Source organism: Vibrio aestuarianus (assembly GCF_012395185.1).
Classification (GTDB): domain Bacteria; phylum Pseudomonadota; class Gammaproteobacteria; order Enterobacterales; family Vibrionaceae; genus Vibrio; species Vibrio aestuarianus.
The window spans coordinates 89,767-115,897 of record NZ_JAAZTU010000006.1 but is presented as its reverse complement, the minus strand read 5'-3'; the positions used below and the strand labels follow the sequence as shown (position 1 = coordinate 115,897).

At 42.4% G+C, this 26,131-nt stretch carries 28 protein-coding genes; 20 read left to right on the top strand and 8 right to left on the bottom strand.

Annotation, left to right across the window (positions count from 1 at the left end):
* Window positions 1-12: 12 nt before the first annotated feature.
* From radD to rplY, 5 genes are all read left to right on the top strand, one after another.
* Window positions 13-1,755 carry a DNA repair helicase RadD gene (gene radD / locus HGG78_RS04345; protein ID WP_172532185.1) on the top strand — a complete coding sequence of 581 codons (1,743 nt, stop codon included), beginning with the start codon at window positions 13-15 and terminating at the stop codon, window positions 1,753-1,755.
* Window positions 1,756-1,817: 62 nt separating this feature from the next.
* Entirely contained in the window at window positions 1,818-2,207 is a 390-nt protein-coding gene (locus tag HGG78_RS04340; protein WP_172532184.1) for a PepSY domain-containing protein, read from the top strand.
* 9 nt (window positions 2,208-2,216) lie between these two features.
* Window positions 2,217-2,876: a response regulator transcription factor gene (locus tag HGG78_RS04335; RefSeq protein ID WP_053309916.1), complete on the top strand. Its 660-nt coding sequence runs from the start codon at window positions 2,217-2,219 to the stop codon at window positions 2,874-2,876.
* Entirely contained in the window at window positions 2,866-4,206 is a 1,341-nt protein-coding gene (locus HGG78_RS04330) for an ATP-binding protein (RefSeq protein ID WP_172532183.1), read from the top strand. The genes HGG78_RS04335 and HGG78_RS04330 overlap by 11 nt, the downstream gene beginning before the upstream one ends.
* 192 nt (window positions 4,207-4,398) lie before the next feature.
* Window positions 4,399-4,677, top strand: coding sequence for a 50S ribosomal protein L25 (rplY, locus tag HGG78_RS04325; protein WP_053309918.1), 279 nt, complete (start codon window positions 4,399-4,401; stop codon window positions 4,675-4,677).
* Window positions 4,678-4,996: 319 nt separating this feature from the next.
* On the opposite strand, the gene HGG78_RS04320 is transcribed toward rplY, so the two are convergent.
* From HGG78_RS04320 to HGG78_RS04310, 3 genes are read right to left on the bottom strand one after another with little or no spacing between them, the layout of a single operon-like run.
* On the bottom strand, window positions 4,997-5,443 hold the full coding sequence (locus HGG78_RS04320) for a hypothetical protein (RefSeq protein WP_172532182.1): 447 nt from the start codon (window positions 5,441-5,443) through the stop codon (window positions 4,997-4,999).
* Window positions 5,434-5,883 (bottom strand): hypothetical protein, encoded by a 450-nt coding sequence (locus tag HGG78_RS04315; RefSeq protein ID WP_172532181.1) that lies wholly within the window; start codon window positions 5,881-5,883, stop codon window positions 5,434-5,436. Before HGG78_RS04315 ends, HGG78_RS04320 begins: the two co-directional genes overlap by 10 nt.
* Window positions 5,876-6,493 carry a winged helix-turn-helix domain-containing protein gene (locus HGG78_RS04310; protein ID WP_172532180.1) on the bottom strand — a complete coding sequence of 206 codons (618 nt, stop codon included), beginning with the start codon at window positions 6,491-6,493 and terminating at the stop codon, window positions 5,876-5,878. The genes HGG78_RS04315 and HGG78_RS04310 overlap by 8 nt, the downstream gene beginning before the upstream one ends.
* A gap of 255 nt (window positions 6,494-6,748) precedes the next feature.
* Here HGG78_RS04310 and HGG78_RS04305 point away from each other — a divergent pair, with 255 nt between their 5' ends.
* The 9 genes from HGG78_RS04305 (at window position 6,749) to HGG78_RS04265 (ending at window position 14,585) form a co-directional block, all read left to right on the top strand.
* Window positions 6,749-7,264 (top strand): hypothetical protein, encoded by a 516-nt coding sequence (locus HGG78_RS04305; protein WP_172532179.1) that lies wholly within the window; start codon window positions 6,749-6,751, stop codon window positions 7,262-7,264.
* Between the two features lie 65 nt (window positions 7,265-7,329).
* Window positions 7,330-7,800: a hypothetical protein gene (locus HGG78_RS04300; protein WP_216835443.1), complete on the top strand. Its 471-nt coding sequence runs from the start codon at window positions 7,330-7,332 to the stop codon at window positions 7,798-7,800.
* A complete protein-coding gene (locus HGG78_RS04295; RefSeq protein WP_172532177.1) occupies window positions 7,797-10,580 on the top strand; it encodes a TcfC E-set like domain-containing protein in 2,784 nt (927 codons plus the stop codon). Before HGG78_RS04300 ends, HGG78_RS04295 begins: the two co-directional genes overlap by 4 nt.
* Window positions 10,581-10,582: 2 nt before the next feature.
* Complete coding sequence (locus HGG78_RS04290) at window positions 10,583-11,281, top strand: fimbrial biogenesis chaperone (RefSeq protein WP_172532176.1); 699 nt, start codon at window positions 10,583-10,585, stop codon at window positions 11,279-11,281.
* Window positions 11,281-12,321, top strand: a complete 1,041-nt coding sequence (locus HGG78_RS04285) for a hypothetical protein (protein ID WP_172532175.1) — start codon at window positions 11,281-11,283, stop codon at window positions 12,319-12,321. Before HGG78_RS04290 ends, HGG78_RS04285 begins: the two co-directional genes overlap by 1 nt.
* The gene (locus tag HGG78_RS04280) at window positions 12,321-13,151 is read left to right on the top strand and encodes a LysM peptidoglycan-binding domain-containing protein (protein WP_172532174.1); all 831 of its coding nucleotides are present in this window, start codon (window positions 12,321-12,323) and stop codon (window positions 13,149-13,151) included. Before HGG78_RS04285 ends, HGG78_RS04280 begins: the two co-directional genes overlap by 1 nt.
* 3 nt (window positions 13,152-13,154) lie before the next feature.
* A complete protein-coding gene (locus HGG78_RS04275) occupies window positions 13,155-13,706 on the top strand; it encodes a winged helix-turn-helix domain-containing protein (protein WP_172532173.1) in 552 nt (183 codons plus the stop codon).
* A gap of 11 nt (window positions 13,707-13,717) precedes the next feature.
* On the top strand, window positions 13,718-14,143 hold the full coding sequence (locus HGG78_RS04270; RefSeq protein ID WP_172532172.1) for a hypothetical protein: 426 nt from the start codon (window positions 13,718-13,720) through the stop codon (window positions 14,141-14,143).
* Window positions 14,094-14,585, top strand: coding sequence for a BTB/POZ domain-containing protein (locus HGG78_RS04265; protein ID WP_254068120.1), 492 nt, complete (start codon window positions 14,094-14,096; stop codon window positions 14,583-14,585). Before HGG78_RS04270 ends, HGG78_RS04265 begins: the two co-directional genes overlap by 50 nt.
* Before the next feature lie 49 nt (window positions 14,586-14,634).
* On the opposite strand, the gene HGG78_RS04260 is transcribed toward HGG78_RS04265, so the two are convergent.
* The 3 genes from HGG78_RS04260 to HGG78_RS04250 all read right to left on the bottom strand — a co-directional run bounded on the left by HGG78_RS04260 (window position 14,635) and on the right by HGG78_RS04250 (window position 20,927).
* Window positions 14,635-15,966 (bottom strand): IS4 family transposase, encoded by a 1,332-nt coding sequence (locus HGG78_RS04260; RefSeq protein ID WP_172532171.1) that lies wholly within the window; start codon window positions 15,964-15,966, stop codon window positions 14,635-14,637.
* Window positions 15,967-16,290: 324 nt separating this feature from the next.
* Complete coding sequence (locus tag HGG78_RS04255) at window positions 16,291-18,600, bottom strand: Ig-like domain-containing protein (RefSeq protein ID WP_254068118.1); 2,310 nt, start codon at window positions 18,598-18,600, stop codon at window positions 16,291-16,293.
* An 8-nt stretch (window positions 18,601-18,608) separates the two neighbouring features.
* Window positions 18,609-20,927: an Lcl C-terminal domain-containing protein gene (locus HGG78_RS04250; protein WP_254068116.1), complete on the bottom strand. Its 2,319-nt coding sequence runs from the start codon at window positions 20,925-20,927 to the stop codon at window positions 18,609-18,611.
* A gap of 298 nt (window positions 20,928-21,225) precedes the next feature.
* Here HGG78_RS04250 and HGG78_RS04245 point away from each other — a divergent pair, with 298 nt between their 5' ends.
* Window positions 21,226-21,831, top strand: a complete 606-nt coding sequence (locus HGG78_RS04245; RefSeq protein WP_172532168.1) for an HD-GYP domain-containing protein — start codon at window positions 21,226-21,228, stop codon at window positions 21,829-21,831.
* Window positions 21,832-21,840: 9 nt separating this feature from the next.
* Window positions 21,841-22,197 (top strand): RRF family protein, encoded by a 357-nt coding sequence (locus tag HGG78_RS04240; protein WP_172532167.1) that lies wholly within the window; start codon window positions 21,841-21,843, stop codon window positions 22,195-22,197.
* Window positions 22,198-22,220: 23 nt separating this feature from the next.
* Here the strand turns inward: HGG78_RS04240 and HGG78_RS04235 are convergent, their stop codons facing one another.
* The gene (locus HGG78_RS04235; protein WP_172532166.1) at window positions 22,221-22,577 is read right to left on the bottom strand and encodes a PilZ domain-containing protein; all 357 of its coding nucleotides are present in this window, start codon (window positions 22,575-22,577) and stop codon (window positions 22,221-22,223) included.
* Window positions 22,578-22,832: 255 nt separating this feature from the next.
* On the opposite strand from HGG78_RS04235, the gene HGG78_RS04230 reads away from it, so the two are divergent.
* The 3 genes from HGG78_RS04230 to HGG78_RS04220 all read left to right on the top strand — a co-directional run bounded on the left by HGG78_RS04230 (window position 22,833) and on the right by HGG78_RS04220 (window position 25,265).
* Window positions 22,833-24,119 (top strand): DEAD/DEAH box helicase, encoded by a 1,287-nt coding sequence (locus HGG78_RS04230; protein WP_172532165.1) that lies wholly within the window; start codon window positions 22,833-22,835, stop codon window positions 24,117-24,119.
* Window positions 24,120-24,286: 167 nt separating this feature from the next.
* Window positions 24,287-24,907 (top strand): LysE family translocator, encoded by a 621-nt coding sequence (locus HGG78_RS04225; RefSeq protein ID WP_172532164.1) that lies wholly within the window; start codon window positions 24,287-24,289, stop codon window positions 24,905-24,907.
* Window positions 24,908-25,046: 139 nt separating this feature from the next.
* A complete protein-coding gene (locus tag HGG78_RS04220) occupies window positions 25,047-25,265 on the top strand; it encodes a hypothetical protein (RefSeq protein ID WP_053309929.1) in 219 nt (72 codons plus the stop codon).
* A gap of 4 nt (window positions 25,266-25,269) precedes the next feature.
* Here the strand turns inward: HGG78_RS04220 and HGG78_RS04215 are convergent, their stop codons facing one another.
* Entirely contained in the window at window positions 25,270-25,518 is a 249-nt protein-coding gene (locus tag HGG78_RS04215) for a DUF1289 domain-containing protein (protein ID WP_053309930.1), read from the bottom strand.
* 166 nt (window positions 25,519-25,684) lie between these two features.
* Here HGG78_RS04215 and HGG78_RS04210 point away from each other — a divergent pair, with 166 nt between their 5' ends.
* On the top strand, window positions 25,685-26,131 hold the full coding sequence (locus tag HGG78_RS04210) for an META domain-containing protein (RefSeq protein WP_053309931.1): 447 nt from the start codon (window positions 25,685-25,687) through the stop codon (window positions 26,129-26,131).

The window sequence follows — 26,131 nt, the reverse complement described above, 5'->3', positions numbered from 1 at the left end:
AACAAACGTTTTATGTATACGCTTCGCCCTTATCAATCCGACTCAGTAAAAGCCGTCATCCATTATTTTAGGAAGCATTCAACCCCCGCGGTCATTGTATTACCCACCGGCGCTGGTAAAAGCTTAGTCATTGCAGAACTAGCCAGACTTGCCAAAGGGCGCGTATTAGTGCTGGCACACGTAAAAGAGTTGGTTGAGCAAAACCATGCCAAATATGAAGGCTATGGCTTGCAAGGTGGTATTTTCTCAGCAGGACTCGGTCGTAAAGAAACCGAACAGCAAGTAGTGTTTGCATCCGTTCAATCAGTAGTGCGAAATTTAGACGCTTTCAAAAATCAGTTTTCATTGCTGGTGATTGATGAATGCCATCGCGTACCAGACGAGAAAAGTAGCAGTTATCAAAAAGTTATTTCACATTTGACGCAACTCAACCCTGGCATCAAAGTATTAGGGTTAACCGCTACTCCGTATCGTTTGGGAATGGGCTGGATTTATCAATACCATACCCGCGGCCAAGTTCGCAGCGAGGAACCCCGCTTCTTTCGTGACTGTATTTTTGAACTGCCGATACGTTATCTATTGGATGAGGAATTTCTTACACCAGCGCGCATGATTGACGCGCCAGTATTGAGCTATGACTTTTCACAACTAAAACCAACCAATACTGGCCGCTATAAAGAAGCGGAATTAGATATGGTGATCGAACAATCAAAACGTGCCACGCCACAGATCGTTGAACAAATCATTCATCTCGCACAGCAAAAACAAGGTGTCATGGTTTTTGCTGCTACTGTTCGCCACGCTCAAGAAATCGTTCAACTGCTGCCAAAAGAACAAACCGCCATCGTCATCGGAGACACCCCGACACCAGAGCGGGACGCCATTATCCAACAATTCAAACAACGGAAAATTAAATTCTTGGTCAATGTTTCCGTTCTCACCACAGGGTTTGATGCACCACACGTTGACTTGATTGCCATTTTACGCCCCACCGAATCCATCAGCCTTTATCAACAAATTGTTGGGCGAGGTTTACGTCTTTCTCCCGGAAAAACGGAATGCCTGATATTAGATTATGCAGGTAATAACTATGACCTTTATCAGCCTGAAGTTGGCGAGCCAAAACCTGACCCCAACAGTGAAATTATCACTATTCCCTGCCCTGCTTGCGGTTTCAATAATAACTTCTGGGGTAAACTGGACGCTGCTGGTTTTTTGATTGAGCATTATGGCCGACGCTGCCAAGGTTACTTGACTGATGAAGAAACCGGCGAGCGCGAACATTGTGGTTATCGTTTTAGAGCCAAATATTGCGGTGAGTGCGGTGCAGACAATGATATTGCCGCGCGAATCTGTCACGAATGTGACGCCACATTAGTTGACCCTGATAAAAAACTGAAAGAAGCACTCAACCTAAAGGACGCACTCGTTTTCGAATGTTTGGAAATGGATCTTAACGTACACAAAAGCGACGTAGGTCAATCACAATTGAAAGTCACATACCGAGGGGACAACCAAGCGCAAGTCCATGAATTTTGGTCGCTAACAACCAAAAAGCAAAAACAGGCCTTTCTCAACCAATTTGTGCGACCACACCTTGCAGATCGTCATCGGCCATTTGAAGCGGCATCGCCATCAAAGGTAGTGGCACATCAGCACCGATTTCGTCCCCCGCAATTTGTGATTGCTAGGAAAGTAGGACGTTTTTGGAAAATGCGTGACAAGATCTTTGAAGATGAATTACAAAATCGCTGATTCAGATTCTATTCATATTGCGTTATTTATATTTAGATCTCCTTGTTTGAAGGGCTCACAACATGCAAATTAAACCGATGAAAGCCATAACAAGCTTATTGCTATTCTCATCGTTATCATCGCCTGTGTTTGCAAGCGATAATGATGTTAACCATTTAGTTCAAGACACATACAAAGCTGGTACAAAAGTCGAAATCGATGAAGATCAAGATGAAGTCTATGCTGCGGTTCAAAATGGCCTTATTCGCCCCTTTTCTGAACTGTACGCCACTATTGATAAAGAACTGAATGGTCGCGTTATTAAAGTCGAATTAGATGAAGATGATGACGAATGGATATATGAGTTGAAGTTGGTACACGAAAATAATGTTATTCGCGTAGAATATAATGCCACTACACTTGAATTGATGGAAATTCGTGGTCGAAATATACGTGGCATTATCAAAAAATAGAGAATAAAAATGAAAATACTGGTGGTTGAAGACGACGCGCGCCTTGGTGAACAGATCATAGAATCCCTTGAACAAACAGGCTGGGTGCCTGAATTATCGCAAGATGGTATTGATGCTCTTTATCGTGCTACCTCTGAAGAGTGGGACGTCATAGTCCTCGACCTGGGTTTACCCAAAATCGATGGCTTGACGGTCTTGAAAGGCATTCGAGATGAAAACATCAATACGCCAATTGTGATTCTCAGCGCGCGCGACACCTTAACCCAACGAGTTGAGGGTTTAAATGCCGGTGCCGATGACTATCTCACCAAACCGTTTGAGATGGTTGAATTGACCGCTCGCATACGCGCACAACTGCGCCGAGCATCCGGTAACGCTTCACCTATCATGCAGATTGGAGATTTAAGCCTCGATACCCGCAGTTCCAAAGTCATGTGGCAAGGACAAGCAGTTAGCCTGACCGCCTTAGAATACAAAGTGGTTGCCTATTTCATGCACAACCAAGATAAGGTCATCTCACGCACCGAACTGGTTGAACATATCTACAAACAAGATTTTGATCGTGACTCAAATACGATTGAGGTGTTCATTGGGCGTATTCGCAAGAAAATTAATAACAACATCATCAAAACGGTAAGAGGCCTGGGGTACCAGCTGAATGCCAAATAAAAACGTGACATTCAAACGACTCAGCTTAAAGAGTCGCTTATTATTGGCTGCAACCTTTTGGCTTAGTGCGATGATCTTAGCTGCTGGCATTGGTATTCCGACTCTGGTCAAAGACTATTTGATAGATGACGTACGCGGTCAACTTAGCTTGGCGATGGATGAAATCACCGCCAACTTAGAAGCCGACGCCAAAGGCAACCTCATCCTTTCGACTCGCCTCTCCGACCCTCGCTTTAATCAGCCATACAGTGGTTTGTACTGGATGGCATCAGTAGACGGTCAATCGCTCCGCTCTCGTTCGCTGTGGGACAAACGTTTAATTCTAGAAAAGCATGGGTTACAAAATATCGTTAAGGGCGCAAAAGACGAAAAACTTACCACGATTGAACGCACCGTTTACTTACCCGATTTTTCTGGCCCGATTAGCATCACAATTGGATTGGATGAAGCACCCTTGCAAGAAACGCTCAATAGTGTCATTAGCCAACTTTGGATGATTTTAGGTTTGCTATTTAGTGGAGTGTTACTGTTAATTGGTGCTCAGGTAAGCTGGTCTCTTCGTCCATTAAACAAAATGCAGCGTGAACTCGCCGTATTGCGCAAAGGTGAAAAATCAGCACTCAGTGACGAATATCCAAAGGAAGTCTTCCCACTAGTTAGTGACTTAAATGCCCTACTCTTCCACTATCAAGAACTGTTACAACGCGCACGACAGCATGCCGGCAATTTATCGCATGCATTAAAAACACCGATTTCAGTCCTCAGAAATGAAATTGATCACCTAGAGCCCTCTCAACAAGAAAAACTGCGTACACCCGTTGAGCAATTACAAAAACAGATCGACTACCACTTAGGACGAGCTCGCATGGCAGGGTCGACCAATATTCTGGCAGTCAAAGCGAACCCTTGTGAACGTGTTGATGCAATTTCTATGGCGTTTGATAAGGTCTATGCAAAACGAGACATTGTGCTTGTCAACGAGCTCGATTCTGAGCTTGATGTGGCGGTTGACCCCACAGACCTCGATGAAATGCTCGGTAACCTACTCGAAAACAGCTATAAATGGGCACGTTCGTTAGTACGTGTCCATTCAAAAGTGGCCCAAAAAGGTTGGGTTGATATTTATATAGAAGACGATGGACCAGGTATAGCGGAACAAGATTTATCCAAAGCAGTGCAAAGAGGTATTAGGCTCGATGAGACGACAGCTGGCACTGGGCTTGGCTTAAATATCGTCAGTGAAATGGCACACAGTTACCGTGGCTCGCTGACTTTATCGCGCAGTCCGATGGGAGGTTTACAAGCACTGTTAACCTTACGCAAAGTCTAATATTTCACCGTAAGCCAGATCACACTAAAACTGCTTATTGAACCGCATTTTTTATTGCTCGAACAGCGATAGAATGCTAGTATCCGCGCTCGTTTTGGTTGTAATCATTGATCAACAGCCAAAGCTATACCATATCAGCAAGGTCGCATTGCCGATATGAAGTTTATTTTTACTAATTTGAGTGTAAAAACTATGAAATTCGAAGCAGTATTACGTACTGAACTAGGTAAAGGTGCGAGCCGCCGCCTACGTCACGCTGGTCAATTCCCAGCAGTTGTTTACGGTGGTGAAGCAGCACCTGTTGCTATCGCACTGGATCACGCTCTAGTGATCAACCAAATGGACAAACCTGAATTCTACGAAGCAATTACTCTAGTAATTGATGGCGCAGAAGTTAAGGTTAAGCCACAAGATGTTCAACGTCACGCGTTCAAGCCAAAAGTTGAGCACATGGACTTCATCCGCATCTAATTTCCTACCAAGGAATTAGTTTGGATTAAATCCAACCTTTTGCATAAAGACTATCGGCCTTACCATCCGAAAATCTAAAAATTCGAAACCCCGATGCTACCAACATCGGGGTTTCACCGTTTTTGAACCCTCAAAAACGCCAAAAATCTCGCTCAATACACTGAAACTAGTCACCCTATCTTTTTAGGGTGGATTAAGTGTGAACGAAAGGGGGACTTATACAGTAGTTTTTCTTGATTAAAATGCTAGGTTGTACTGTTGAACAAATTCAACTGTGCGAAAGCCCCCAGTAGTGATATCTGAAAATGTCCTAACACTATTAAATCGAGGATAGCGGGCCAAAATAACCTGTCGCTTCCATTTTATTTTCACGCATGCCTAACCTTGGATCCTCTTCAACTCTTTTGAGTGTATAATTTCGACCTTCACTGTGCTTTATCTTAAATACCACCAGCACTTGATGAGATTTTAAGAATACATTTAGGTTATTAGGGTTTCCTTCAACCACTTTGTTTTGTCTAACACTTAACATATATAAAGTATCAAATAACGAGCCGTAGTAACCTGTCACCACTGATTGTGTTCTATCTTCGTACTCAGTCTGAAGTTTAAAGCGGCCATGAGATCCTACCATTTTGATTTCGCGATCAGAAAATTGACTTGTTAATACAAAATCACTGAACAAAGCGTTAATCCAAGGGAGACTTAAAGGAGCCAATAAAAGCACACAGATCAAAAGTTTCTTTTTCGTTGTAGTTAATCCCATACCTTGAACCTTCCTTGAACGATGACAAGGTCGAATTTCTCTTCGACATCATCTCTCTGCATTAATCCAATCATATGTTCGCCTTGTTGCTTAACTCTAATATGAGTCAAACCTCTGAAGTAATTTTCCAGATCTCTCGCCACGACCTTAGCGACAAATTCGGGATCTAGATTTTCTTCATAATCGCCACCCAATGAGAAGAAATATAATGAGTCACCCAAAGATGCGTAGATTCCTCGATGAACTCTATATACCTGCCCTTCGTAACTATGAATAGTTTTATAGAGGCCCGATTTAGCGCTCAAGATAATATCGTGTTCATCGTTTTCAAAATGGGCATAGCCAGAAAAGTAAGTGCCTAAAGAAAAAAACCACGGCATTAAAAACAGTATGACAATGAACAACCCAACCCGACGACTAAGGGACTTAAGACTAACCACCGACACCTCCACCAAAACACTCAAAGCACTCGAAAGCCTCACGATAGATGAAGTAAAACATGATTAATCCAATAAACAATGCGATGGTGATCTCCCATACCACAGGTTTCTTACTCCAACGACGAAATACGTTAGATGTTGCAGACGACTCTTCTTGAATAGAATTAATAGACGTATCTGTATAGTCTTCATCAGCTTGTAAAATGGGTGCTTGGTTTAATTCTTTCCCATAGCCTGATTCGTTAGCCTCAACGACATTATCATTATTAGCGCCAGATTCATCATGTACAATCTCGATGTTCATTGCATTGATGAATACATACCCTTCTCCGGGTAAATTATTCACTTCAAACCCAAGCTCTAGACTGTCTAATTTTTTCCTTAACTTCATGATCGCCACAGCCAAAGAGTTGTCCCCAACAACTCTACCTGGCCAACCTTTCTCTATCAGAACCTGTTTATCGATCACTTCACCGTGTGACTCACAAAAAGCCAACAGTAAATTATATTCACTTCGATTCAGTTCCAAGGGTTGATTTTCTTGCCCCGAATCGCTGTTTATCAAAGTGATGGTTCTTCTTATTGTATCTATAGAAAGTTTTTTAAACATTCTTTTACCTGTATTGCCTCTACCTATTAAAAGTAGCCTAAAAAAACATAAAACACTACTTTTCAGCCACTTGCTAGTCATAAACCTAACAAATTAAATGTTATTAACTATGTGCATAAAGCACTGTTAATGGGCTTTTATTTCCAATTCATACGCCATTAGCGTTAAATCAACCACGTCGAATTATGCATATGATTTCAATCTTTGTTCAACTTTTATTTTTATACATACATTAATCAATAATAGGTAAGAAATATGAAACTTAATAAATTTTTCGTGATGAGCGCAACAGCATTCGCAATGACTTCTGGTTCGGTATATGCAGCCGATGAAGCACTTGCAGATGCTATTTGGAGCGGTGTAATTGGTGGTTCAGTGCCAAGCTCAAATTTAATCATCACGGGTGAGTCTGGTGGCGATATTCAACCAGGTAGCTTATATGTAAATACCGATGGCACATTCACTTCTTCTAACGTGGTTCTAGAAGCGCGTGACTTCACGCCAGAAGATCAAACCGTGGGCGATCGCCAACCAGAAGCAACATGGACTTATGTAACCTCTCAAGTTCTGATGGGTAGCCAAGTAACTCAAGATGCAAACGTTGAAGTTTACAACGACCAGCAAAAACTTGACCAAGGTTCTGTAGGATCAGCTACTGGCGGCTACGTTCAACTTAACGTTAAGAATACAAATCCCGTGACGGACGTGGCGGTGGAAGGCGAAGCACAAGTTATCGTTCAAATGGCGGCTAGCTACGTAGCTTCACTTTAAGAGATTTGGGGAAAACTGTGAATTGCTTAACTCGCCTACTTGTCGTTCTTTTGAATGCAGGAGCTATGAGCTTTTATGCCAATGCAGAAACTCATACGTTTCAGTTAACAAGTGATATCGATAAGAAACATTTCTTTTCTTATCAGATCACAGAGGTCACGTTTTCCCCATCTTCATTAACGCTAACGGTCGATGCAAAAACCGGCACTTTTCGTGATGCGCAGACCCAGTTACTGGTCGAAACGGATATCCCTAGTTCCGACCAATCAACTCGATTTCAGTTATTCATGACTGGCAACACTGCGCAGTGTTTTGATATCGATAAACAGGCGTTAGCAACACCTAGTGACTTTGTCGGCGTTACTGTCGCCAACCAGCCTCTAACTTCATCAAACCCAGTGCTGATGGATTTCAACACAACATCAGACGAGCTAAAGAGTGGCGAATACGACGTCATCTTATCCTTTGGGGCTTTACCGACAGGCACAAATCTGTGCCAAGGCCAGTTATCTGTTTTAGCGGAGCTTTCATTGTGAAAAATAGCATGTTCATTACACCAATGATTTTAGGTTCGGTGACTTTGTCACACTTCACTTTTGCAGAATCAGGTCTCAATATTCCAGCTGGATTTGAAGATTTCTATCAGCGACAAGAACGTGATGTTGAATTCAAGAACATTGATGGCAGTTACCTGACGATTCCTATGTCAGTAACCTATGATTCGGTGAAATTCAGCAACCCAGAAGACGCATCAGCAGTCGCAAGTAGGCTTATGTCATCAGGGTTAAGTGAACGTGTGGCAAAACAGATAGTTGCTGGCTTTACTGTTGGCCAGTCGAATACCATAGACTGTCAAGGTGACCTTAATTTATGTAGCCTCACACCCAAAAGCTACGACACCTTTTATGACTACCATTCAAACAAGTTGTACCTCTATGTGAACAAAGAGCTGCTTGAGGAGAGCAAACCGAAAGCACTCAAGAAGCATTACGCGTCAACTTACAATGCAAATCCAGGTTTGATCAACAACGCAAGCTTGTACACCTCAAGTGATTTTGCGAACGACCTGAACGTGAACTTAAGTGACCAGTTTATTCTGGGACTACCTTATGGTTCAGTTCACGTCGATACCTATCTTAGCAACCAAGAAGACGCCTCTGAACTCAATTACGGCTACTACAACCTTGAGTACCAAAACCTGCGCTTAACGGCAGGCTACCACCAAGATCGCTTGGCGCTAAACAGCACCTCTTTCTTGCTCAACAGTACTCAATATCATGACGTAAACGTGAATTTGTCTTCGAGTAAGAACCTAAGCCGTACCGCTAAAAATGAAGAGCAATCATTGTACTTCTACGCGCAGGCACAAGGCGTACTCAAGATCTTCCGCGATGACCAAATCATCGTGCAGCAGTCGGTACAAGAAGGTCAAGGAAGCATCAGTTATTCAGAGCTACCCAACGGAGTTTATGACGTAACCGTTGAGATCTCTGTGGGTACGCAAGTAGTTTCTTCTGAATCGGTACGAATTTACAACGCGAATACAGACACTCTGAACACAGGCGAATTTGACTACTCGCTCGCAGCGGGCCAATTTCAAGACAACGACACTTATCAGAGTGACGAAGACCAACCATCAGGGGTGTCTTCAACTAACGAATTCGAAGGCGTGGCATTCCTTCAAGGTGGGTTGGCTTATAAATGGTCGGAAACACAGACGGTCGCAATTGGCAGCACGTTGACCAACGAACATGCGATGGGACAGCTGGGATTTAAAGGCTACCTTCCCTTCGACAGTCGTTATGAACTTTTCTTTTCGAACATCGATAGTGAGGCTTGGTATTTGTCTGGATATTGGAACCTTGGCAGCTTGGGCTTTACTTATGAGCGCCTAAACAACCCAGAGCGAAACTCGTTTGCAGAGTATCTATACGGTGCCAGTGACAGAGAACAACTAGGCGTTTCTACCAGCTACAACATTGGCGACATGGTACGAGGTTATAGCTCGGTTAATTACATCGAACAAAGCAGCTTATACAACCGTGAACTGAGTAATTGGTCTGTTTCTTCAGGTCTGAGCGCCCCGTTTATCGTCGATTCGACACTCGATTTGAACGTCACGTTCAACAATGAGCAACTGACATCAAACTGGGACGACGGCGAACTATCTATCTCTTTAAATTGGTCTGTTCCCTTATCGTCTAAGTTAACGGGTAATACGGGATTTAGCGTTACAGAGAATGGTTTTAGCCAGTATACCAATAGCTTAGAGACGCGAGATTTAGTTGAAGACCAAGATACAGATTTACGACTAACAGCAAGCAACAGTTACTACGTCAACTCTCCGAACGCAGCAGTGACAAACGTAACAGCATACGCAGCAAAACGCGACGAGCATTACCAAGCAGATGGCTTTGTCTACGCCGCAAACAACGGAGAAAAAGCGATTAACGCTACGTTGCGTAGCACCCAAATTATTGGTGGTGAAAGCGTGAGTTTCACTACCGCACAAAGTGATGCTTATGTAGTAGTCGATACCCAAAATAACATCCGCTTTGATGACGATGAACGCAAAACCAAAGGGTTGGTGGTGGTAAGAACCGATAACCAAGTAATGAAAAAACAATACATCTACGATGACCGAGCAGTAATCACACTAGACGACTACCAAGCCGCAACCATCGAGCTTGATGTCGAGAGCGTTGCTTTACACAACACTGGTCAACAATCCGTGACGGGCTACACGCACCCAGGTTCGGTAATTGAACTGAACTCAAACGTGAGCCGTGTAATTAGCTTTATTAGCAAATTCAAAGATATTTTCGGCAACGATGTACACGACATTGAATGTGAAGGCCCGGCTTGTTTGAGCGTATCAAGCATTGCGTCTGGCATTCATAAAGTGGATGTACAGGAAGGTCAACAGTTCGCGCTAACCAGTAACGGCCAACAATGTTATCTGCCGTCTGTCGATGATGCGAAACAGCTGAACTTTGGTACCAACTTCTGCCAACCAAACTTGAATCCAATGGAATCAATGATGTTGGTGCGCAACAACGAAGAAATTAACGTGATGTACATAGGTGAATTCGATGACATCAACATACTGAACGAACAATTGCATGCACTGACTGACAGCGGGATGGAGTTTATAACTACTCGCTTAGGCCGTACTTCTTTTGTTTACCTGACTGTAAATAAGGATCTTCAACTCAGTCATCAACAACGTCAACACATAGAAAATGTTGCTCGCTACGCCAATTCGGAAGCGCTACGAGAGCACAACTTTGTACTTAACCGACCTGAAGGTAACTGATTATGAAAAAACTTCCTATTTTACTGACTGCCGCTCTCACAACCTCTGTTAACGCGATGAACGTCGATACCATGTTATTGGTTGGAGACGAATATGGAAACGGCGTATTCACTTTGACTAACAGTAATAAGATCACTGAATTCATCCAATCCAACATTACTCAATTGGTGGTTGAGGATGGCGAGATCACGCGAGTGCCGTACTCAGAAAACAACTTTGAAGATTGGCACGTCACACTGACGCATAACAAAACCATCTTAGAGCCTCATCGTCAAAAACAAATTGGTGTTCGCTCTTTGTGTGGCAACAAGTGTGATTTCACTAAGGACCAATACTTTCTGATCAGCTTCGAACCGTCTCCGTACGATCCAGAAGGAAAACTTAACTCAGCCGTTACCGTTAACTTTGGCTACCGCCCTCTGTTTGTTATCCCGGCACAAGCTCAAAATATTGATTACTCGCTCTCTTTGGATAACGGTCAACTGCACATCAACAACACAGGCAACAGTTTTGTGCGTGCTTATGTCGATCAATGCAATGAAAAAGTTACGGAAGATTGTGAAGTAACGATCATGTCTCTTGCGGGTCGAGAGCGTAGTTACCCCCTACCAAAAAACATTGATCCTTCGAACTTAAAATTAACGATTGTTAACCACGATGAAAGCTACCGTCAAGACGTGACTCTAAGTGAGAGCAAATAATGAAACGACTCGTTTTTGGGTCGCTATTATTCGCGGCTATGCCTAACTACGCTGCCACTCTCAATATCAATATTGAGGGGCAACAAGTACGTTTTGAAAACGCCATCACTCTCGGTGGAAACCAGTACACCCTGAGTGACTGGTCTATCGCGAATGGCCTTACTCCAACGAGTCAATTCTTGCCAAGCGCTTTTGTTACGGATAAACCCGACACAATGGCATTGACCAACAATGCCGGACAGAGTGTCGACATTCAAATCGCCCTAAAAGGTTTGCAATACAATGTGTCTTCAAACTTTTATATTGTGGACGATAGTACATTAGCAGCACCGACATGCAGCAGCTCTCACTTGTCAGGCAACATTGTGACACTTTATGACAACGACACACAGAACTGTAGTGCGGACTTCTCACTTGAATATCCGCAATCCATTACCCCGTTTTATTTCTATCGTCCAACGTTCGACATAGATACAACCTCTCTATTGAACGCGCTTCAGGGTCAGGAAAAAGGTATGTACACGGCGACAATTCCAGCTGACATCAAATACTATTATCGCTCCGCAGGTGGGGCGTTGACCTACCGTATTCTTCCAGACGTTTTTACGGTGAATATCGATTACACGCCAAACAGTTTGGAGAGTATTGACGTTACAGGCGACGGGGTTTTGAACCCTGTGTACGACACAACAAACCAGACAGTTTCAGCTCAAACGACATTTAACATAACCGCAATAGGCCAGTTCAGTACAGGCTTATCGATGACACTGCTGACAAATAACTTTGAGCTGAAATCAGCGTCAGGAAAAACATCCATCCCCTACACGATTCAGTGCAATGAAGCGAACTGTAAGGATACAGATTGGGTTAAAAATGGCGTCAATCAACTCGACAATAACCAAACAAGCTACGAGATTCAGTCGCCTAGCTCTGTGATAAATTTCGATCTCAATGTTAGCTACCAGAATATTCCTTCAACAGATGTGGAAACTGGCGCCTATTCAGGAAGCTTCACTGTTATGTTTGAGGAACTGTACTAATGAAACTATCGACTTTTTCTTTCGATAATGCTTTAACAACTAAAAGTTTTATCGCGAGCTTATTAATGCTACCTAACCTATGCTTGGCCGATGCTTCGCCGTTTTACATTGGTGCTGACGTGACTAACGCTGGTAAAACAAATTCTGAAGTATCTGACTCTGGATTTGGTGGTCAGTTTCTATTAGGTTACGACCTAACAAAAACATGGTCAGTCGAGGCTAGTACTGGTTATTACGGGCATATTAAAACCATGAAAGAACCGGACTCCCTGTATTCAGAAGTTGGCGAAGAAAGATTCAATAGCACTGATATTTCGTTACTCGCTACGATGCCGCTGTCACGCCACTATAACCTTTACGCTGGTGCAGGTATGTTATTAGAAGGGAATGCATGGTCACCCATTAGTCAACTTGGCGTGGAGTACGAGTTCAATGAGCAACTCGCAATAAAGTTCGGCTATAAGTTTATCTTTAGCGATGACCCAGAAAAAGATCTGCAAGTGTTAAGTATTGGAATGCGTTACCACTTCCCATCACAAAACAAATACGAGCCAGACCTCGTTGTTTATGAAGACCTTTCTGTTCATTCTACTTCCGAAGTGAAGGTCTATGAGCCTGAAATTATCGTCAAGGTTAAAGCTGAACCACAAGTTTGCCAGCCTATTCGCTACGTCGTAAAACAAGATGACTGGCTAATTAAAATTGCTCACCAACATCAGAGCACCTTAGAGGCGTTAAAGCAGATCAACGGTAACTTTGCCGATCTGGCAGATATCAATTTGATCTACCCCGGCGATGTTGTGTTTCTTCCTAAAACACAGTGTGAATAAATCATGTTGCTATATCTAAACTCAAAACAAGACGCGCTAGAACTCTATGATGATGAACCACTGATTCTTCTGGACTCAGTGTCTCTCACTTCTATTGAATTTAATGTTCTGAAAGTCCTATATGATAACAGTTATGATCCATGTACTCGTCAACAATTGAATCTAGCGGGATGGCCAAATCGTGTCGTTGGTCCGAATTCACTAAATGTCTATATCATGCATCTTCGAAAGAAGCTCAAGTCTCTCGTTCCTGAGTCAGAAATAAGGGTTGTGCCCTCTCATGGATACAAGTTGCAAATCCCGACATCGATTCAGTTAGTTGGTGAAGACCAACGGCCCAACATGAATTTAAGAGAAAGCCCCAAACAACGAAAGGTTTCATATATTAATGAAATTGGCTCCCCGTCTAAACGCACCAAAGTTAAAAGAAAACAGACCCAACCAAGCCATTCGACTTGTGAACACAACAAACGGCATATTCGTTGGGGTGACCTAATACTCACAGTCTGTATCTGGGCATATACTGTTGCACTCTATCACTCAATTTACAACTGAGGTTCTGCATCATGAATTTAAAGCGACCACTTATCATCATTCTTGCGGTTTTAGCAGTGCCTTACATCAATGCAACTGGCGGTGAGTTCTCTATATACAGCGACTACACTAAACAACGCGCCGAGATTCACTTGCAATTCTCACATGGCTTTTACTCATCAGTACAGTTTCTACCTAATGAAGTGGTGAGAAATGGGTATGGCATCTATGGGGTATTCAACGACACCGTGTTCATGCTCTCTCTCGACAGGGATTATCAGTTTATTAATCGCCATCTAGACGACAGTGAAGTGCTTAAGCTCGATTCGATTCACCATCTATCAAGGCTCAACGTCGCGCAGTTAAACTCTGATAAAAACACTATTCACATGCGAAAACGGTTAAAACATGAAAAAATCGAAAATATTCAATTTAAAGGTAAGTTGGGCTTCTGGTAAATTCTCACTTTGGAAGATATCTCTCGCCTTTTGTTTGCTTATTATCCTTGGCCCTTGGATACGCTTATTGGGTTCAGAATTTACAATCGAAAGTCGATTATTTAATCCAGAGCGTTCATTACATGTATACGCTAATTACGGTCTATTTACCTTTGTTTCTACTTTATCTGATGGTACAACGCGTAAAAGCTCAGGGATAATAGGCTTTACAAATAATTCGTTCTTTTTTCTTACTCTGAATTCTGAATTCCTTCATGTCAGAGACAACTTAACACCAGAACTAAAGCGTGATCTCATCAATGTAAATAATCGTTTCTTTGATACTCGTTTAAGTAAACAAGCCAATAATGAAATATTGATTACCTATGATGAAGAACTCGAATTTGAAGGTGTTCAAACTCAGCGGGCAAAAATTAGTGGAAACTACCCAACGATCGATTGATAGTTTCAAAGTTATAGACATCAAAAAATCCCCAATTGAGTAATGCCAGTCAGTTAATCTGACTGGCATTTTTCTTATTTCGAGGATACTTTTGGGGCTTTGACTTCACCCATCTTGGATATGACCTATCTTCACGTCTGGGTGGAAGTTTAAAATACCCCATTTGCTCCAACAGAGCTTCATAGTGCTTGGGGATATTACCAGGACTTGTCAGAGGGAGTGTTGCAAAGAACTGTGTAATAGCCATTGAGCAACTGGTAAAGCTAAGTTGATTCGGCCAGACACTACCTAGCTTTTTAGCTGCCGCAGTCATCCCTAATCGTATCAGGTTGTAGCAGAGTAATACTCCCCATAGTTCCTGCTCTATCATTTCTGGCTTCTTACTTCTGAGCGTGTATTCGCTGTTTAAGAGCGACTGTTTCATCTCTCTGTAACCTAACTCTATTTCCCAGCGGTATCGATAGAGTTCTGCGATTTCTTCACCAGGAAAACGCATCTCATCAACCACTGAGGTGAGTATTCGATATTGTTTGCCTTTTATCGTTTTACTGACGAGCCTTGCTTCAACAAATTCTGGTAAGTCACTGAACTTCTTACGAGATTGAGGAGTGGTTTTCAGGCGAACACGACAGTCATTTTTTCCAGAGCGATGGAGTACCTCATAGTTCAGGTCTTTTTTGGCTGGGATTAACCAGTGCCTTTCTATACCAGACTGGTGCCAACGATTCAGCAACCCTAAGGAGTAGTAACCTTTATCGAACATGGTCAATGAATGGTCGGGGGTTGTTTCAATTAGATCCTCTGCAAGTACCATTTCGTTTGTACGATAGCCTGAGAATGCACTGTTAATGAGTTGGTGGGTGGTGAGCTCCATATGGCAGACCATACGAATTTGAGGGTAAGTATTCTCACGATGCTGATTACTTTGTGTTTGAAAGACCTTATGATTTTCAGCCGTATCAGCGGTTCGCCACACAACGCCGTCAACAGCAAATAGATTGAGCCCAGCCCATGGCTCAAACGAGTTCACTTCGTATCCGTGTTGAGCAACGACCTTAAATACTTCTTTCACAGCATCAGACCCTAAGCGCTGCCTTGCTTGAACGATAGCACTCGGAGCGACTAAAGGCTTCTTATCAGGCAACATAATGTCCATTTGCGTGGCAATATCCCAGACAGATTTCTGTCGATAGAGCGCCATTCCAATAATTGACCACAGAACAGTCTCATGAGGTAAGCGTCGCTTTCTTACGGTGGCTACACTAGCTTGCTTAAACCCTTTATCAATAAGCTCTGGGGACAGTAATTCTGCATATTTTTCGAATGTATAGAATGTATTGCAAGACTTAAACGCAGTCGCTAACTCACTTTCAAAACGCATAAAAAAATCCGATACCAGATAACCGATATCGGATTCTTACATACTGATAGGATCGTTCAATTGATCCTGTAATTAATGCCTTAACTGATCGGCATTACCCAATTGAGGCTTTTCTGCTTAATTCAGTTTCTAGACGGAACTTAACGAGCTGAGCATTTATCAATCTCATACGTACCACCATGTATCTCTGTAGCTTCAACAAACGCTTCTGACGGTGAAGATGACTCAACGAGTTTAGAGTTTTCATCAGACCCACATCCATACAATATCAAGGTGATGCTGAGCAAAATTAAAGTTTTTTAATCAGTTCTAAACTTAAGTCCCTTATAAATATGCAGCAAAATGAGCGTTTACAATATATGCTTCAACATCGTTGTAATTAGTTGAACCACCAACACCTACCCAGTAAGGTTTCGTCGGATCAATATCCCCCCAATCAAAAGGAATGACAAAATCAGGCTCTGCGGGTCTTACTTCTGTTGATGATGAATAGTGGTAAAGCTGATTTCCTTTTTTTTGAAACCATAGATATCTATCGGCATGTCGAACATCTGCAGTCCCCGACCCTATATAATTGTTGTAACCCTGATAAAAGTTAAATTCATTCGTGAAAAACTGTGTGACTATATTGAAAGTGTCATTTGTCAACGGGGCCCCAGGCTGTTGTCTTGTCACGTCATACCAACTCATATTTGGTAAACTACCCTGCTGTTGTACAAAAAAGGAAGCCGCTCCATGACCTAAGTTTCCCTGATTTTTTATCTGGAAAGACATAATAAAATCAGCCCCATTAAAACTATCTTTGTAAACAGTGCTACTTCCCATACCTTCAGGAGAACTGTATGAAAACAAAACTGGGATACCGTTTATACCGATTTCAGGAAGTGGCAAGCCATACCGAATATCAACATGATTCCATTTGGCTGGCTCTGTCGTTTCTAGTGCAGAGGCATCTTCATCTGGAACAAATGTATAAAATTCAGTTCTTGAACTAAATTCTATTGCGATAACCGCTATATGAAACGTGGTATCAAAATAACTAACTTCAGCGGTACCATTTTCACCTACAATCAGTTGATCCGAAGATTCGCCTGAAGCAAACACACCATAATCATTCGAAACTTCCAGAACGATGTCTTGGAAAGTGCCAGCACCGCCATCAGGGTTCATCACTTCAATTTGATATATATATTCGTTCCCAAATGTTGATGTTAATTGGAGGACCGCAGAAAAATCCTTAACACTTGGATTACTCATATCCACACAAGTCGTGTACATACCAACGGTTTTTGATTGATTCCCGATAATCCCGTCATTCAAGTTCACAGTTGCAGCGTTGGTTTCGCTGACGTTTTCAGCTGTCCAATACTTAATACTTGTTGGCCAATTATGGCTAGTGAATGCACTGGTTTCATTGGTGACTAGGGTTTCTAATTCTCGCTGTAGTGGAAGACGCCCGCCACGTGTTTTGCAATACTGGCGAGCTTGGCTGAGAGTTTGTGTCACTATTTTTGAATTTTTAAGTCCTTGTGTTCCGTCCTCTGTATATGTTCCCGTATAAGAAGCATTAACATAGTCAGCGTACACTTGGGTCATTGGTGCAAAAAATCGAATCTCAGAGTCGATCATCGGATCATAAGTGACAATGTCTTGCCAGTCTTGGATCAACGAAAAATCAGCTTCGACTTCGATATAAACTTGCCCAACAGCATATCCTCCGCGCCCATCTGTCACCGTATAAGCAACCTCATGTGGGCCGGCTTCCGATGACTGAAACGTAAACGTATGTTCAGTTGTTGACGTAATCTCCGTTTCTGCGTTATAGGCACGTACAGAATCTAAAATCACACTATCTTCAGCGTCAGATACATAGTCTGTTAGGTCAATTTCAACCGACATGTCTTTGGCTAGCTTGCCTTCTCTAATATAGTCATTAGCGATTGGTGGTGTATTACCAGTATCGGAAACTGCTACATCAATGTTCCCCAACTTGACTGAAGAACCATCACTCATTGAGTACATAATGCGTGTCACACCAATATCTGCCGGTGAATATGTGATCGTATTACTTACTGAGTCTACTTGCGCGGAACCAGTACCTAATAAAGTCACCTCTTCCGAAACCGTATATGTTGAAGTATCCAAATCACTCGAAAGTTCTTCAGCCAAATCAATAATAATCGACGCTTCAACATCTGTTGTTGCTGAAAGATTTGGCAACGTATTGTCATCCGCGGTTTCTGAAACGGATACCCTTGCGAATGATGAAGCTTGCCCAATGTAAGCTTCTTGATCTACGGGTTCCACTGTATATTCAAATTGGCACTCCCCCACCTGATCAGATAAGGTTGTAAACGTCATACCCTCAACAGAAGTTACTTCGCAAGCTGTTCCATTACTGACCAAGTTCACCGCCGTTAAACGAAAATCAATGTCCGAATCTACTTGAACAACGGTTTGAGATTCAATGTCTACTAGCGCTTTCGATTTCATCACTGAAGCTTCAATAGAAACTTCTAATGGCGAAGAGGGCTGTTGAGGTTGAGAACTTGAACCAGTATCACCAGAACCTCCACCGCATGCTGTCAGCGCAGAAATACTAAGGGCTATTACACCTAAATTTATTGCTTTCATAGTCATTCCTAATACGCAGCCATATCTAATTCAGTTATTCTATAATTCTTTGATCTATAACCATTTTTACCACCAACTGACAACCAATAAGGTTCAGAAAAGTCGACACCTCCTTTAATGTCAAACTTGCCCGACGGTTCATTTGGCCTTTCCTCTGTCAAAGAAGTGAACACATAAACGGTAGTATCACGCTTGTCGAACCAATAAAAACGATCTGTATCTCGCAAGTTCATGTTTTGAGAGCTAGAAACCACTCCTCCTTCGAATAGCGATACCGGCATAGAGCCATATAAACTAACGTTCAATCCAAAAGAGGATGGTTCATTTTCTAGGTATGGACGGGTGTTTCCTGTTTTCATTGTCCCATCGCTCTCCCATGTTGATTGATCGGTTCCAATCTGTTGAATTGATACAGAAAAATCGCCTTTATCCGCAACACTATCGCTCTGAACCCTAAAACGGATAATAAAGTTTTCCCCAAAAAATGGCGAATTGTAGATATGGAATAGCTTACTTTCCTCTTCGCTAGGCATTAACATTAGTCCATCAGCATCAGCTAACAACACGCCGCTGTTCCAGTACTCATCGCTGCTCCAAAGCGATGGTTGGGTTACATCAATCTTCATCTGATCATCCTCTGGAGCGAAAGGCTGTAAGTAATCTTGCGAGCTCACTCTAGTCGTAATCACTTCATTAGCAAAAGAAATATCAAAATACGCGTCGTCTAGTTCTCCGTAAGCATTTGCTATTAATTGTGTTACTGATTCTCTATTTAAAAAGACACCTCGTTGGTTAACTGATTCAAGAACAACATCAGCAAAGGCGGCAGGGTTTCCGTCTGGGTCTGTCACGTGAATCTCATATTCATAGCGATTAGAAACTCTCTCACCAGCCGTAAAATCCACGTCAAAATCCTTAACACTTGGATTACTCATATCCACACAAGTCGTGTACATACCAACGGTTTTTGATTGATTCCCGATAATCCCGTCATTCAAGTTCACAGTTGCAGCGTTGGTTTCGCTGACGTTTTCAGCTGTCCAATACTTAATACTTGTTGGCCAATTATGGCTAGTGAATGCACTGGTTTCATTGGTGACTAGGGTTTCTAATTCTCGCTGTAGTGGAAGACGCCCGCCACGTGTTTTGCAGTACTGACGTGCTTGGCTGAGAGTTTGTGTCACTACTTCTGAATCTTTAAGCCCTTGCGTTCCGTCCTCTGTATATGTTCCCGTATAAGAAGCATTCACGTAGTCTGCATACACTTTTGTCATTGGCGCAAAGAAACGAATATCCGAATCAATAACAGGGTCGTAAGTAACGATATCTTCCCAATCCTGAATCAAGGAGAAATCCGGCTCGACTTCTATGCGTGCTACTGCTGTTGTATACCCACCCATGTGATCACTTACCGTGTATGCGACATCGTGTGGTCCAGGTTGTGTAGATGAAAATTCAAATTGGGTATTTGTTACATTGGTTGGGTCATACAGTGACGTTGTTGAGTTGAAGTCCTGCACCCCAACAAGTTGTACGTCGTCTAGGTCTACATCTGATATATAATCAGTTACATCCACCACAATGTTTTCACCCAATAATACTAACTCACTAAAGGCGAAATCTTCCGCTGTGGGTGCGGTATTATAAGTAACCTCTGAAGTCGCAATCGACAGTGAGCCTTGTTGAATAGACTCACCGTTTTGGTAGCTGTAATACACCTCAGTTTGACCTTTGGCCGTTGGCGTGAATTCAATCTGATGAGTGCCAGATACACGAGCGATACCTGAACCTAGGCTGATAACACTGTCTTGCAGTACAAAGTCATTACTCGGTAAAGATGAACCTAGCTCACTCGCCAGATTAATAACTATCATCTGTGATTCAATGGTTGACGCTGTAATACGAGGAAGTATGGTAGACGAGTAATTCTGCCCCATAGCAACTCGTGCATATGCAGTTGTCATTGAAGTGCCGGTTTCAGTCGTTACTTCATACTCGAACAAGCAGTCGTTAACATCAGACGAATAGACATTAAAACTACCTTCACTAATACCTTGAACTTGGCACGTATCATCAGATAGAGAGCGAGCATTGGTTACAACAAAATCTTGGTTGTTCGACGTATGAACATGCTCAGTAAGATCAATAGTGAAGCTTTGTGCTACTAGTGAGTTATCTTGAATATTTTGCGCAGAAATTGAGGCAGTTCCAGTTGGTGATTCAATAACGACTTGTTCTCCACCAGAATTAGATTCACCACCACAGCCTACTAGCAAGACTGCTAAACTGACTGAGCTAAACACATTTAGTGTTGAATTCCGTTTCAAAAAATCACTGTTGAATTGACACATTAAAAGCACTCTGATTAATGAAGTAGATCTGCATTATGAACTTTGTCTCACTTCTACTCCATTAAATAGCTATGATTCATTATTAAAAATTAAACCATTGAAAATTATAGCTATTAATTCAAAATTCATTACCTTTCAAACTTCTAAATTTTTCTAAATCTCGGTATGAATTTCGAGAAAGACTGTTTAATAAACATTCAATCACATTAAGTTAACTCCTCTACCCATCCTCTCCATACTGCCCGACTCATTCACATTGACACGGCAAACCGCTATGAACCAAACCAAGATTGACCGCGTGTATAAACTCGCGCTTGGACACAAATACTCCCTCGATGCTCTAAGGTTGCTACAGCCAATGCGTCAACATTCAATGGAAACCTACGAGCACACATTAAGGGTGTGTTTGCTCTCTTATTCATTTGGCGAGTACTTAAAATTTAATGAAGAACAGTTAGAATTAATTTTCGATTCCGCTCTTGTTCACGACTTAGGTAAGTTAAAAACACCTATCAACATACTTCATAAAAATGGGAAATTGACACCAATAGAACGCCAGTTAATGAACAAGCATGTTGAAGGCTCGTACACTATGACCAAGCAAATTCCTGAGTTAGAACTCGCTTCAATTCTGGGTGCTTTGCATCATGAACGATGGGATGGGAATGGTTACCCTCTAAGATTGAAAGGAGAAGAAACGCCTCTGATTGGACAGGCTCTAGCTCTTATCGACACGTGGGATGCTATGACATCAACAAGAGCTTATCGTACAGGCATACCTGCTGATAAAGCACTGCGTATTCTATTTAATGAAAGATCGAAGGGGCAGTTTAATCCATCACTTGTCGATAAGTTCATTACCTTTATCACGACCACTTAGTAACACTCATTGATTCATCGAATAGGTGGAGATAACGCCAAAAAAGCTAAACAAGTGGCTTTCGAATACGGTTGCGAATTGAAAAGAGTAAGACGCTCCAGAAACTGGCAAATCAATGGTGAAATAAGCCAACTAAAGTGTGTAGTGACAAAGCTAAGCGAGATGGATCAACAAGCGATGCTGTTTTTAATCACTAAAGTGAATGATAAGATCAGAACATTGGAAGAGAAGCTTGAGCCACGTGAAAATAAACTCACAAGGCTCGTACTAGAAAATCCGAACGTTACGCTATCCGAGCTAATGGCATTGACCCATTGTTCAGTCACCGAAGCTCGGACAGCCCGCTTTGCTGCGGAAGATTTCTGACTATGTCTGCGTAATATTACGACTTACGCAGAGCGCAAAGAAGAGAAATAGGTAGGATACTTCTGGCGGATATAACGCTGCTCTTCCACCATATGCTTGAAACCCGGCCCGCTAGTTAAGTGAACCACAACTTCATCTTGTTGAAAACGTAAGACCTTTCCTGATATTTTAATCGAACTATCACTGCGCATATGAACCGTTCCAGACATTGACAGCCCCTGATATAAGGCCGTAGCCCGTGGCATTTCGATACGGATACCTTGTTCTGATATTTCGCTAACATGAAAAAGCTCATCATCAATTTTGACGACAGGTCTAGCTCGTTTAGGATACTTTAAACGGTAATACTGCCGTTTTTGTATAAAATCTTTATCGTCCATAATCTAACCCAGTTTTTATTTCAGCTCGCCGCCTTACAGGCAATGGCGATTTGGGAAACCAACAGTTTATCATCTATTATCGGCCTTAGAAGTAAAAACATGAAGCCAAATCCTGTCATCGAGCGACGCACACAACACAATAGTGTAGATAATTTATCGCTAAAGAAGAGAAACGAGAGATAAATCACTCTAAATCCTATATAGTGCGCGGCTAAAATGAAGAAATGTAGGCTGTCTGCTTAAGGAACTCGTAAAATGTCATTTTCATCTCAAGGTTTTGCACCTGAACTTGTTAAAGCTCTTGCTGAGTGTGGATATGAAAAACTCACACCAATTCAAGAACAAGCCATTCCCATGGCTCGTAAAGGGCATGATATTTTTGCCACTGCGCAAACTGGTACGGGTAAAACAGCCGCGTTTTCACTCCCTGTTATTCAACACCTGTTAGACAGCGGTAAAGCCCCATCCCGCTGCACTGCACGTGCCCTTATTTTAGCTCCGACTCGTGAGTTGGTGGCACAAATCGCCCAAAACATTAAAGACTACGTGAAATACACGTCGTTAAGCGTTGCTGCGGTTTATGGCGGTAATAAAATGTCATCGCAAGTTCGTCAACTTGATTTAGGTGTCGATATTTTAGTGGCCACGCCAGGACGCTTGGAAGAACACCTCAGTGAAGGCAATGTTTCACTCTCTCAACTTGAGTTTCTCGTTTTTGATGAAGCAGACCGTATTTTGGATATGGGTTTCATTACTCCTGTTCGTAAAATTATGTTGGAAGTTGAAACATCGCCTCAAATTATGATGTTTTCCGCTACCACATCGACACAGTTAAACCAGCTTGCTGGCGATATTTTACGCAAGCCGAAACGCATTAGTGTTGATCGTGCGAACACAACTGCAAGCACTGTGGCCCACGTCGTTTATCCTGTTGATCAAGAACGTAAAACCGAGCTCCTTTCAGAACTCATTGGCCGTAAAAACTGGCGACAAGTGCTGGTATTTGTGAACTACAAAGAAACGGCTAATGAAGTGGTTAAAGAGCTAAAACTCGATGGCATTAAAGCCGTACTATGCCATGGTGATAAAGCACAAAGTGCTCGTCGCCGCGCCTTGGATGAATTCAAAGAAGGTAAAGCACGGGTGATGGTTGCCACCGATGTGGCTGCGCGTGGTTTAGATATCGAAGACCTCCCTCATGTTATTAACTATGATATGCCTTTCCTTGCTGAAGATTATGTGCACCGCATTGGACGTACCGGCCGTGCAGGCAAACAAGGACATGCCGTTTCTTTTGTTAGCCGTGAAGAAGAATTAACTGTTGTTCAGGTAGAAAGCTTGATTCAGCAGCGTATTCGCCGAGTAGAGCAGCCAGGTTACGAACCGAAAAAGCGTGATGCGTATATTGAAAAACTCAATACTAAAGATGCATTTAAAAATCGCCAAGGTCGCCGTAATAATCCTAACGAAGACAAACCCGATCAAGCCTCTGCCGAGCGTCGTTTATCAATGATGAACCGCTTAAAAACTCGTCGTAAGTAAATAAATTGCGTTCGAACAATCATACGAGAGCTGCGCATTGCGCAGCTTTTTTGTTGTATCGGTATCCAATATTGACTCACCGCACACCGTCAAACGCTATGTCCCATAGTGATAACTATTTTTAATGGTGTATGCTAACGCTTTAGCTTTCCAAACGGATTTTTTTGATGAACAGTACGTTACTCTTAGCGTTTATTCCTACGTTCTTTTTTGTTTCCATCACCCCTGGTATGTGCATGACCTTAGCACTCACTTTAGGAATGAGTATTGGCTACCGACGCACATTATGGATGATGGTTGGAGAACTGGTTGGTGTTGCTGTGGTTTCGGTCGCAGCAGTACTAGGAATAGCTTCTATCATGCTAAGCTTTCCATGGCTGTTCACGCTCTTCAAAACGGTTGGGGCACTCTATTTAGGTTATCTCGGCGTTCAAATGTGGCGTTCAAAGGGAAAGCTTGCACTCAGCAATGAACAGCAACCCACGAAGGTGGGCAAAGACTGGGATCTCATCGTGCAAGGGTTTGTAACCGCGATTGCAAACCCCAAAGGCTGGGCGTTTATGATATCGCTACTGCCACCTTTTATTGATAGCGATGCCCCACTCACCCCACAGCTACTTTTGCTGGTTTCCATTATTTTACTTTCAGAATTTATCTGCATGACCCTTTACGCGACGGGTGGTCGAAGTTTAAAACGTGTTCTGGGACATTCTGAAAACGTACGCTTACTGAATCGCGTCTCCGGAACGTTAATGATTGGCGTCGGGATTTGGCTGTTAGTGAGCTAAAAAATTTATTTTAAGCTAAATCATAACCTTACTTTTTTAATGAGAATTTTGTGTGAAATTTAATCAAAGGTTGAGTTGACGGCCTGTGTGAACAGATCTATTTTTTCTATTGGTTATTACAACACTGGAGGTTATAGAAATGAAACGTGCGAGCTCAACCTATCGACTACAGTTAATCAAAGAAGTCGCAACGCGGCATCAACGACAACTTTCTAACGATCCTATGGCGAACTACATTCAACAGTTGCTCGATAGTAAACCAGAGCTAGAACACCCCGACATTAATAGACGCTTCAATGGTAATCATTTTGATGAACGAGTTGGTGGTTGGGTGAGCGATCATTGGGGATTAAAGTAACCCCTTAGAATAGATCCTGCTGTGGGCTAATGGCCTGCCCTGCACTTTTTGCTTCTTGCGTTTTGTGTTGCATTTTCCGCTTATAACGTTGTCGGCAAAGCTTTATCACATGTAACTGCTGAGCAGGCGTCATCGAAAGCCAGTTAAAACGCTCTTCTCTTTTTCTCATGCATCCGTGGCAGTAGCCTTTATTGTCTACAGTGCAAACACCGATACAGGGGCTTGGTACATTAAAAAATTCAAGTTGCTCCATATTTAGCTCAGCAGTCTGATGTATTTCTAATAGTGTTATATACTTATTTCTGTGTCATTTAGCGGTTACAAGACACAACGAATATAAAACAATAACCTTATACTGACAAAAACGCCGTTCGATTTAATATACTTACCACGTTTTCAACATTCTGGAGTCGTATAATATGAAGCTTAGTTCAAAAAAGTTACTTGCTGCAATTTCTCTACCTGTACTCATGACTGCCTGTGCAAGTAATGGTGATAACGTGAAACAAATCACGGCTCAAGATCTGCAGCACCACAACTGGCAACTTGTCCAAATTGATGGCAAAGAAGTTACCAATGCCGATAAACAAAAGGCACCACGTCTTGAAATCGGTGAAAAAATGATGGCAAGTGGTAATGCGGGGTGTAATAACTTCTTTGGCCAAGCTGAGTTGAAAGACAACCAGTTCCGCATCGAAAAAATGGGCATGACTATGATGATGTGTGTTGGCGATGTGATGGACACAGAGCAGGCATTCTCTCAAACGCTTTCTGATTGGAGCGACATCACTGTCACCAAAGACGGGCTAACATTGAAGAATGATGTACACACGCTGACATTTACCCTGCGTGACTGGGTAAACTAA

Bases quoted from the DNA above. Each gene is read 5' to 3' on its own strand.
- radD (WP_172532185.1), top strand. From the start codon at position 13: ATGTATACGCTTCGCCCTTATCAATCCGACTCAGTAAAAGCCGTCATC.
- HGG78_RS04340 (WP_172532184.1), top strand. From the start codon at position 1,818: ATGCAAATTAAACCGATGAAAGCCATAACAAGCTTATTGCTATTCTCA.
- HGG78_RS04335 (WP_053309916.1), top strand. From the start codon at position 2,217: ATGAAAATACTGGTGGTTGAAGACGACGCGCGCCTTGGTGAACAGATC.
- HGG78_RS04330 (WP_172532183.1), top strand. From the start codon at position 2,866: ATGCCAAATAAAAACGTGACATTCAAACGACTCAGCTTAAAGAGTCGC.
- rplY (WP_053309918.1), top strand. From the start codon at position 4,399: ATGAAATTCGAAGCAGTATTACGTACTGAACTAGGTAAAGGTGCGAGC.
- HGG78_RS04320 (WP_172532182.1), bottom strand. From the start codon at position 5,443: ATGGGATTAACTACAACGAAAAAGAAACTTTTGATCTGTGTGCTTTTA.
- HGG78_RS04310 (WP_172532180.1), bottom strand. From the start codon at position 6,493: ATGTTTAAAAAACTTTCTATAGATACAATAAGAAGAACCATCACTTTG.
- HGG78_RS04305 (WP_172532179.1), top strand. From the start codon at position 6,749: ATGAAACTTAATAAATTTTTCGTGATGAGCGCAACAGCATTCGCAATG.
- HGG78_RS04300 (WP_216835443.1), top strand. From the start codon at position 7,330: ATGAGCTTTTATGCCAATGCAGAAACTCATACGTTTCAGTTAACAAGT.
- HGG78_RS04290 (WP_172532176.1), top strand. From the start codon at position 10,583: ATGAAAAAACTTCCTATTTTACTGACTGCCGCTCTCACAACCTCTGTT.
- HGG78_RS04285 (WP_172532175.1), top strand. From the start codon at position 11,281: ATGAAACGACTCGTTTTTGGGTCGCTATTATTCGCGGCTATGCCTAAC.
- HGG78_RS04280 (WP_172532174.1), top strand. From the start codon at position 12,321: ATGAAACTATCGACTTTTTCTTTCGATAATGCTTTAACAACTAAAAGT.
- HGG78_RS04275 (WP_172532173.1), top strand. From the start codon at position 13,155: ATGTTGCTATATCTAAACTCAAAACAAGACGCGCTAGAACTCTATGAT.
- HGG78_RS04270 (WP_172532172.1), top strand. From the start codon at position 13,718: ATGAATTTAAAGCGACCACTTATCATCATTCTTGCGGTTTTAGCAGTG.
- HGG78_RS04265 (WP_254068120.1), top strand. From the start codon at position 14,094: ATGAAAAAATCGAAAATATTCAATTTAAAGGTAAGTTGGGCTTCTGGT.
- HGG78_RS04260 (WP_172532171.1), bottom strand. From the start codon at position 15,966: ATGCGTTTTGAAAGTGAGTTAGCGACTGCGTTTAAGTCTTGCAATACA.
- HGG78_RS04255 (WP_254068118.1), bottom strand. From the start codon at position 18,600: ATGAAAGCAATAAATTTAGGTGTAATAGCCCTTAGTATTTCTGCGCTG.
- HGG78_RS04245 (WP_172532168.1), top strand. From the start codon at position 21,226: ATGAACCAAACCAAGATTGACCGCGTGTATAAACTCGCGCTTGGACAC.
- HGG78_RS04235 (WP_172532166.1), bottom strand. From the start codon at position 22,577: ATGGACGATAAAGATTTTATACAAAAACGGCAGTATTACCGTTTAAAG.
- HGG78_RS04230 (WP_172532165.1), top strand. From the start codon at position 22,833: ATGTCATTTTCATCTCAAGGTTTTGCACCTGAACTTGTTAAAGCTCTT.
- HGG78_RS04225 (WP_172532164.1), top strand. From the start codon at position 24,287: ATGAACAGTACGTTACTCTTAGCGTTTATTCCTACGTTCTTTTTTGTT.
- HGG78_RS04220 (WP_053309929.1), top strand. From the start codon at position 25,047: ATGAAACGTGCGAGCTCAACCTATCGACTACAGTTAATCAAAGAAGTC.
- HGG78_RS04215 (WP_053309930.1), bottom strand. From the start codon at position 25,518: ATGGAGCAACTTGAATTTTTTAATGTACCAAGCCCCTGTATCGGTGTT.
- HGG78_RS04210 (WP_053309931.1), top strand. From the start codon at position 25,685: ATGAAGCTTAGTTCAAAAAAGTTACTTGCTGCAATTTCTCTACCTGTA.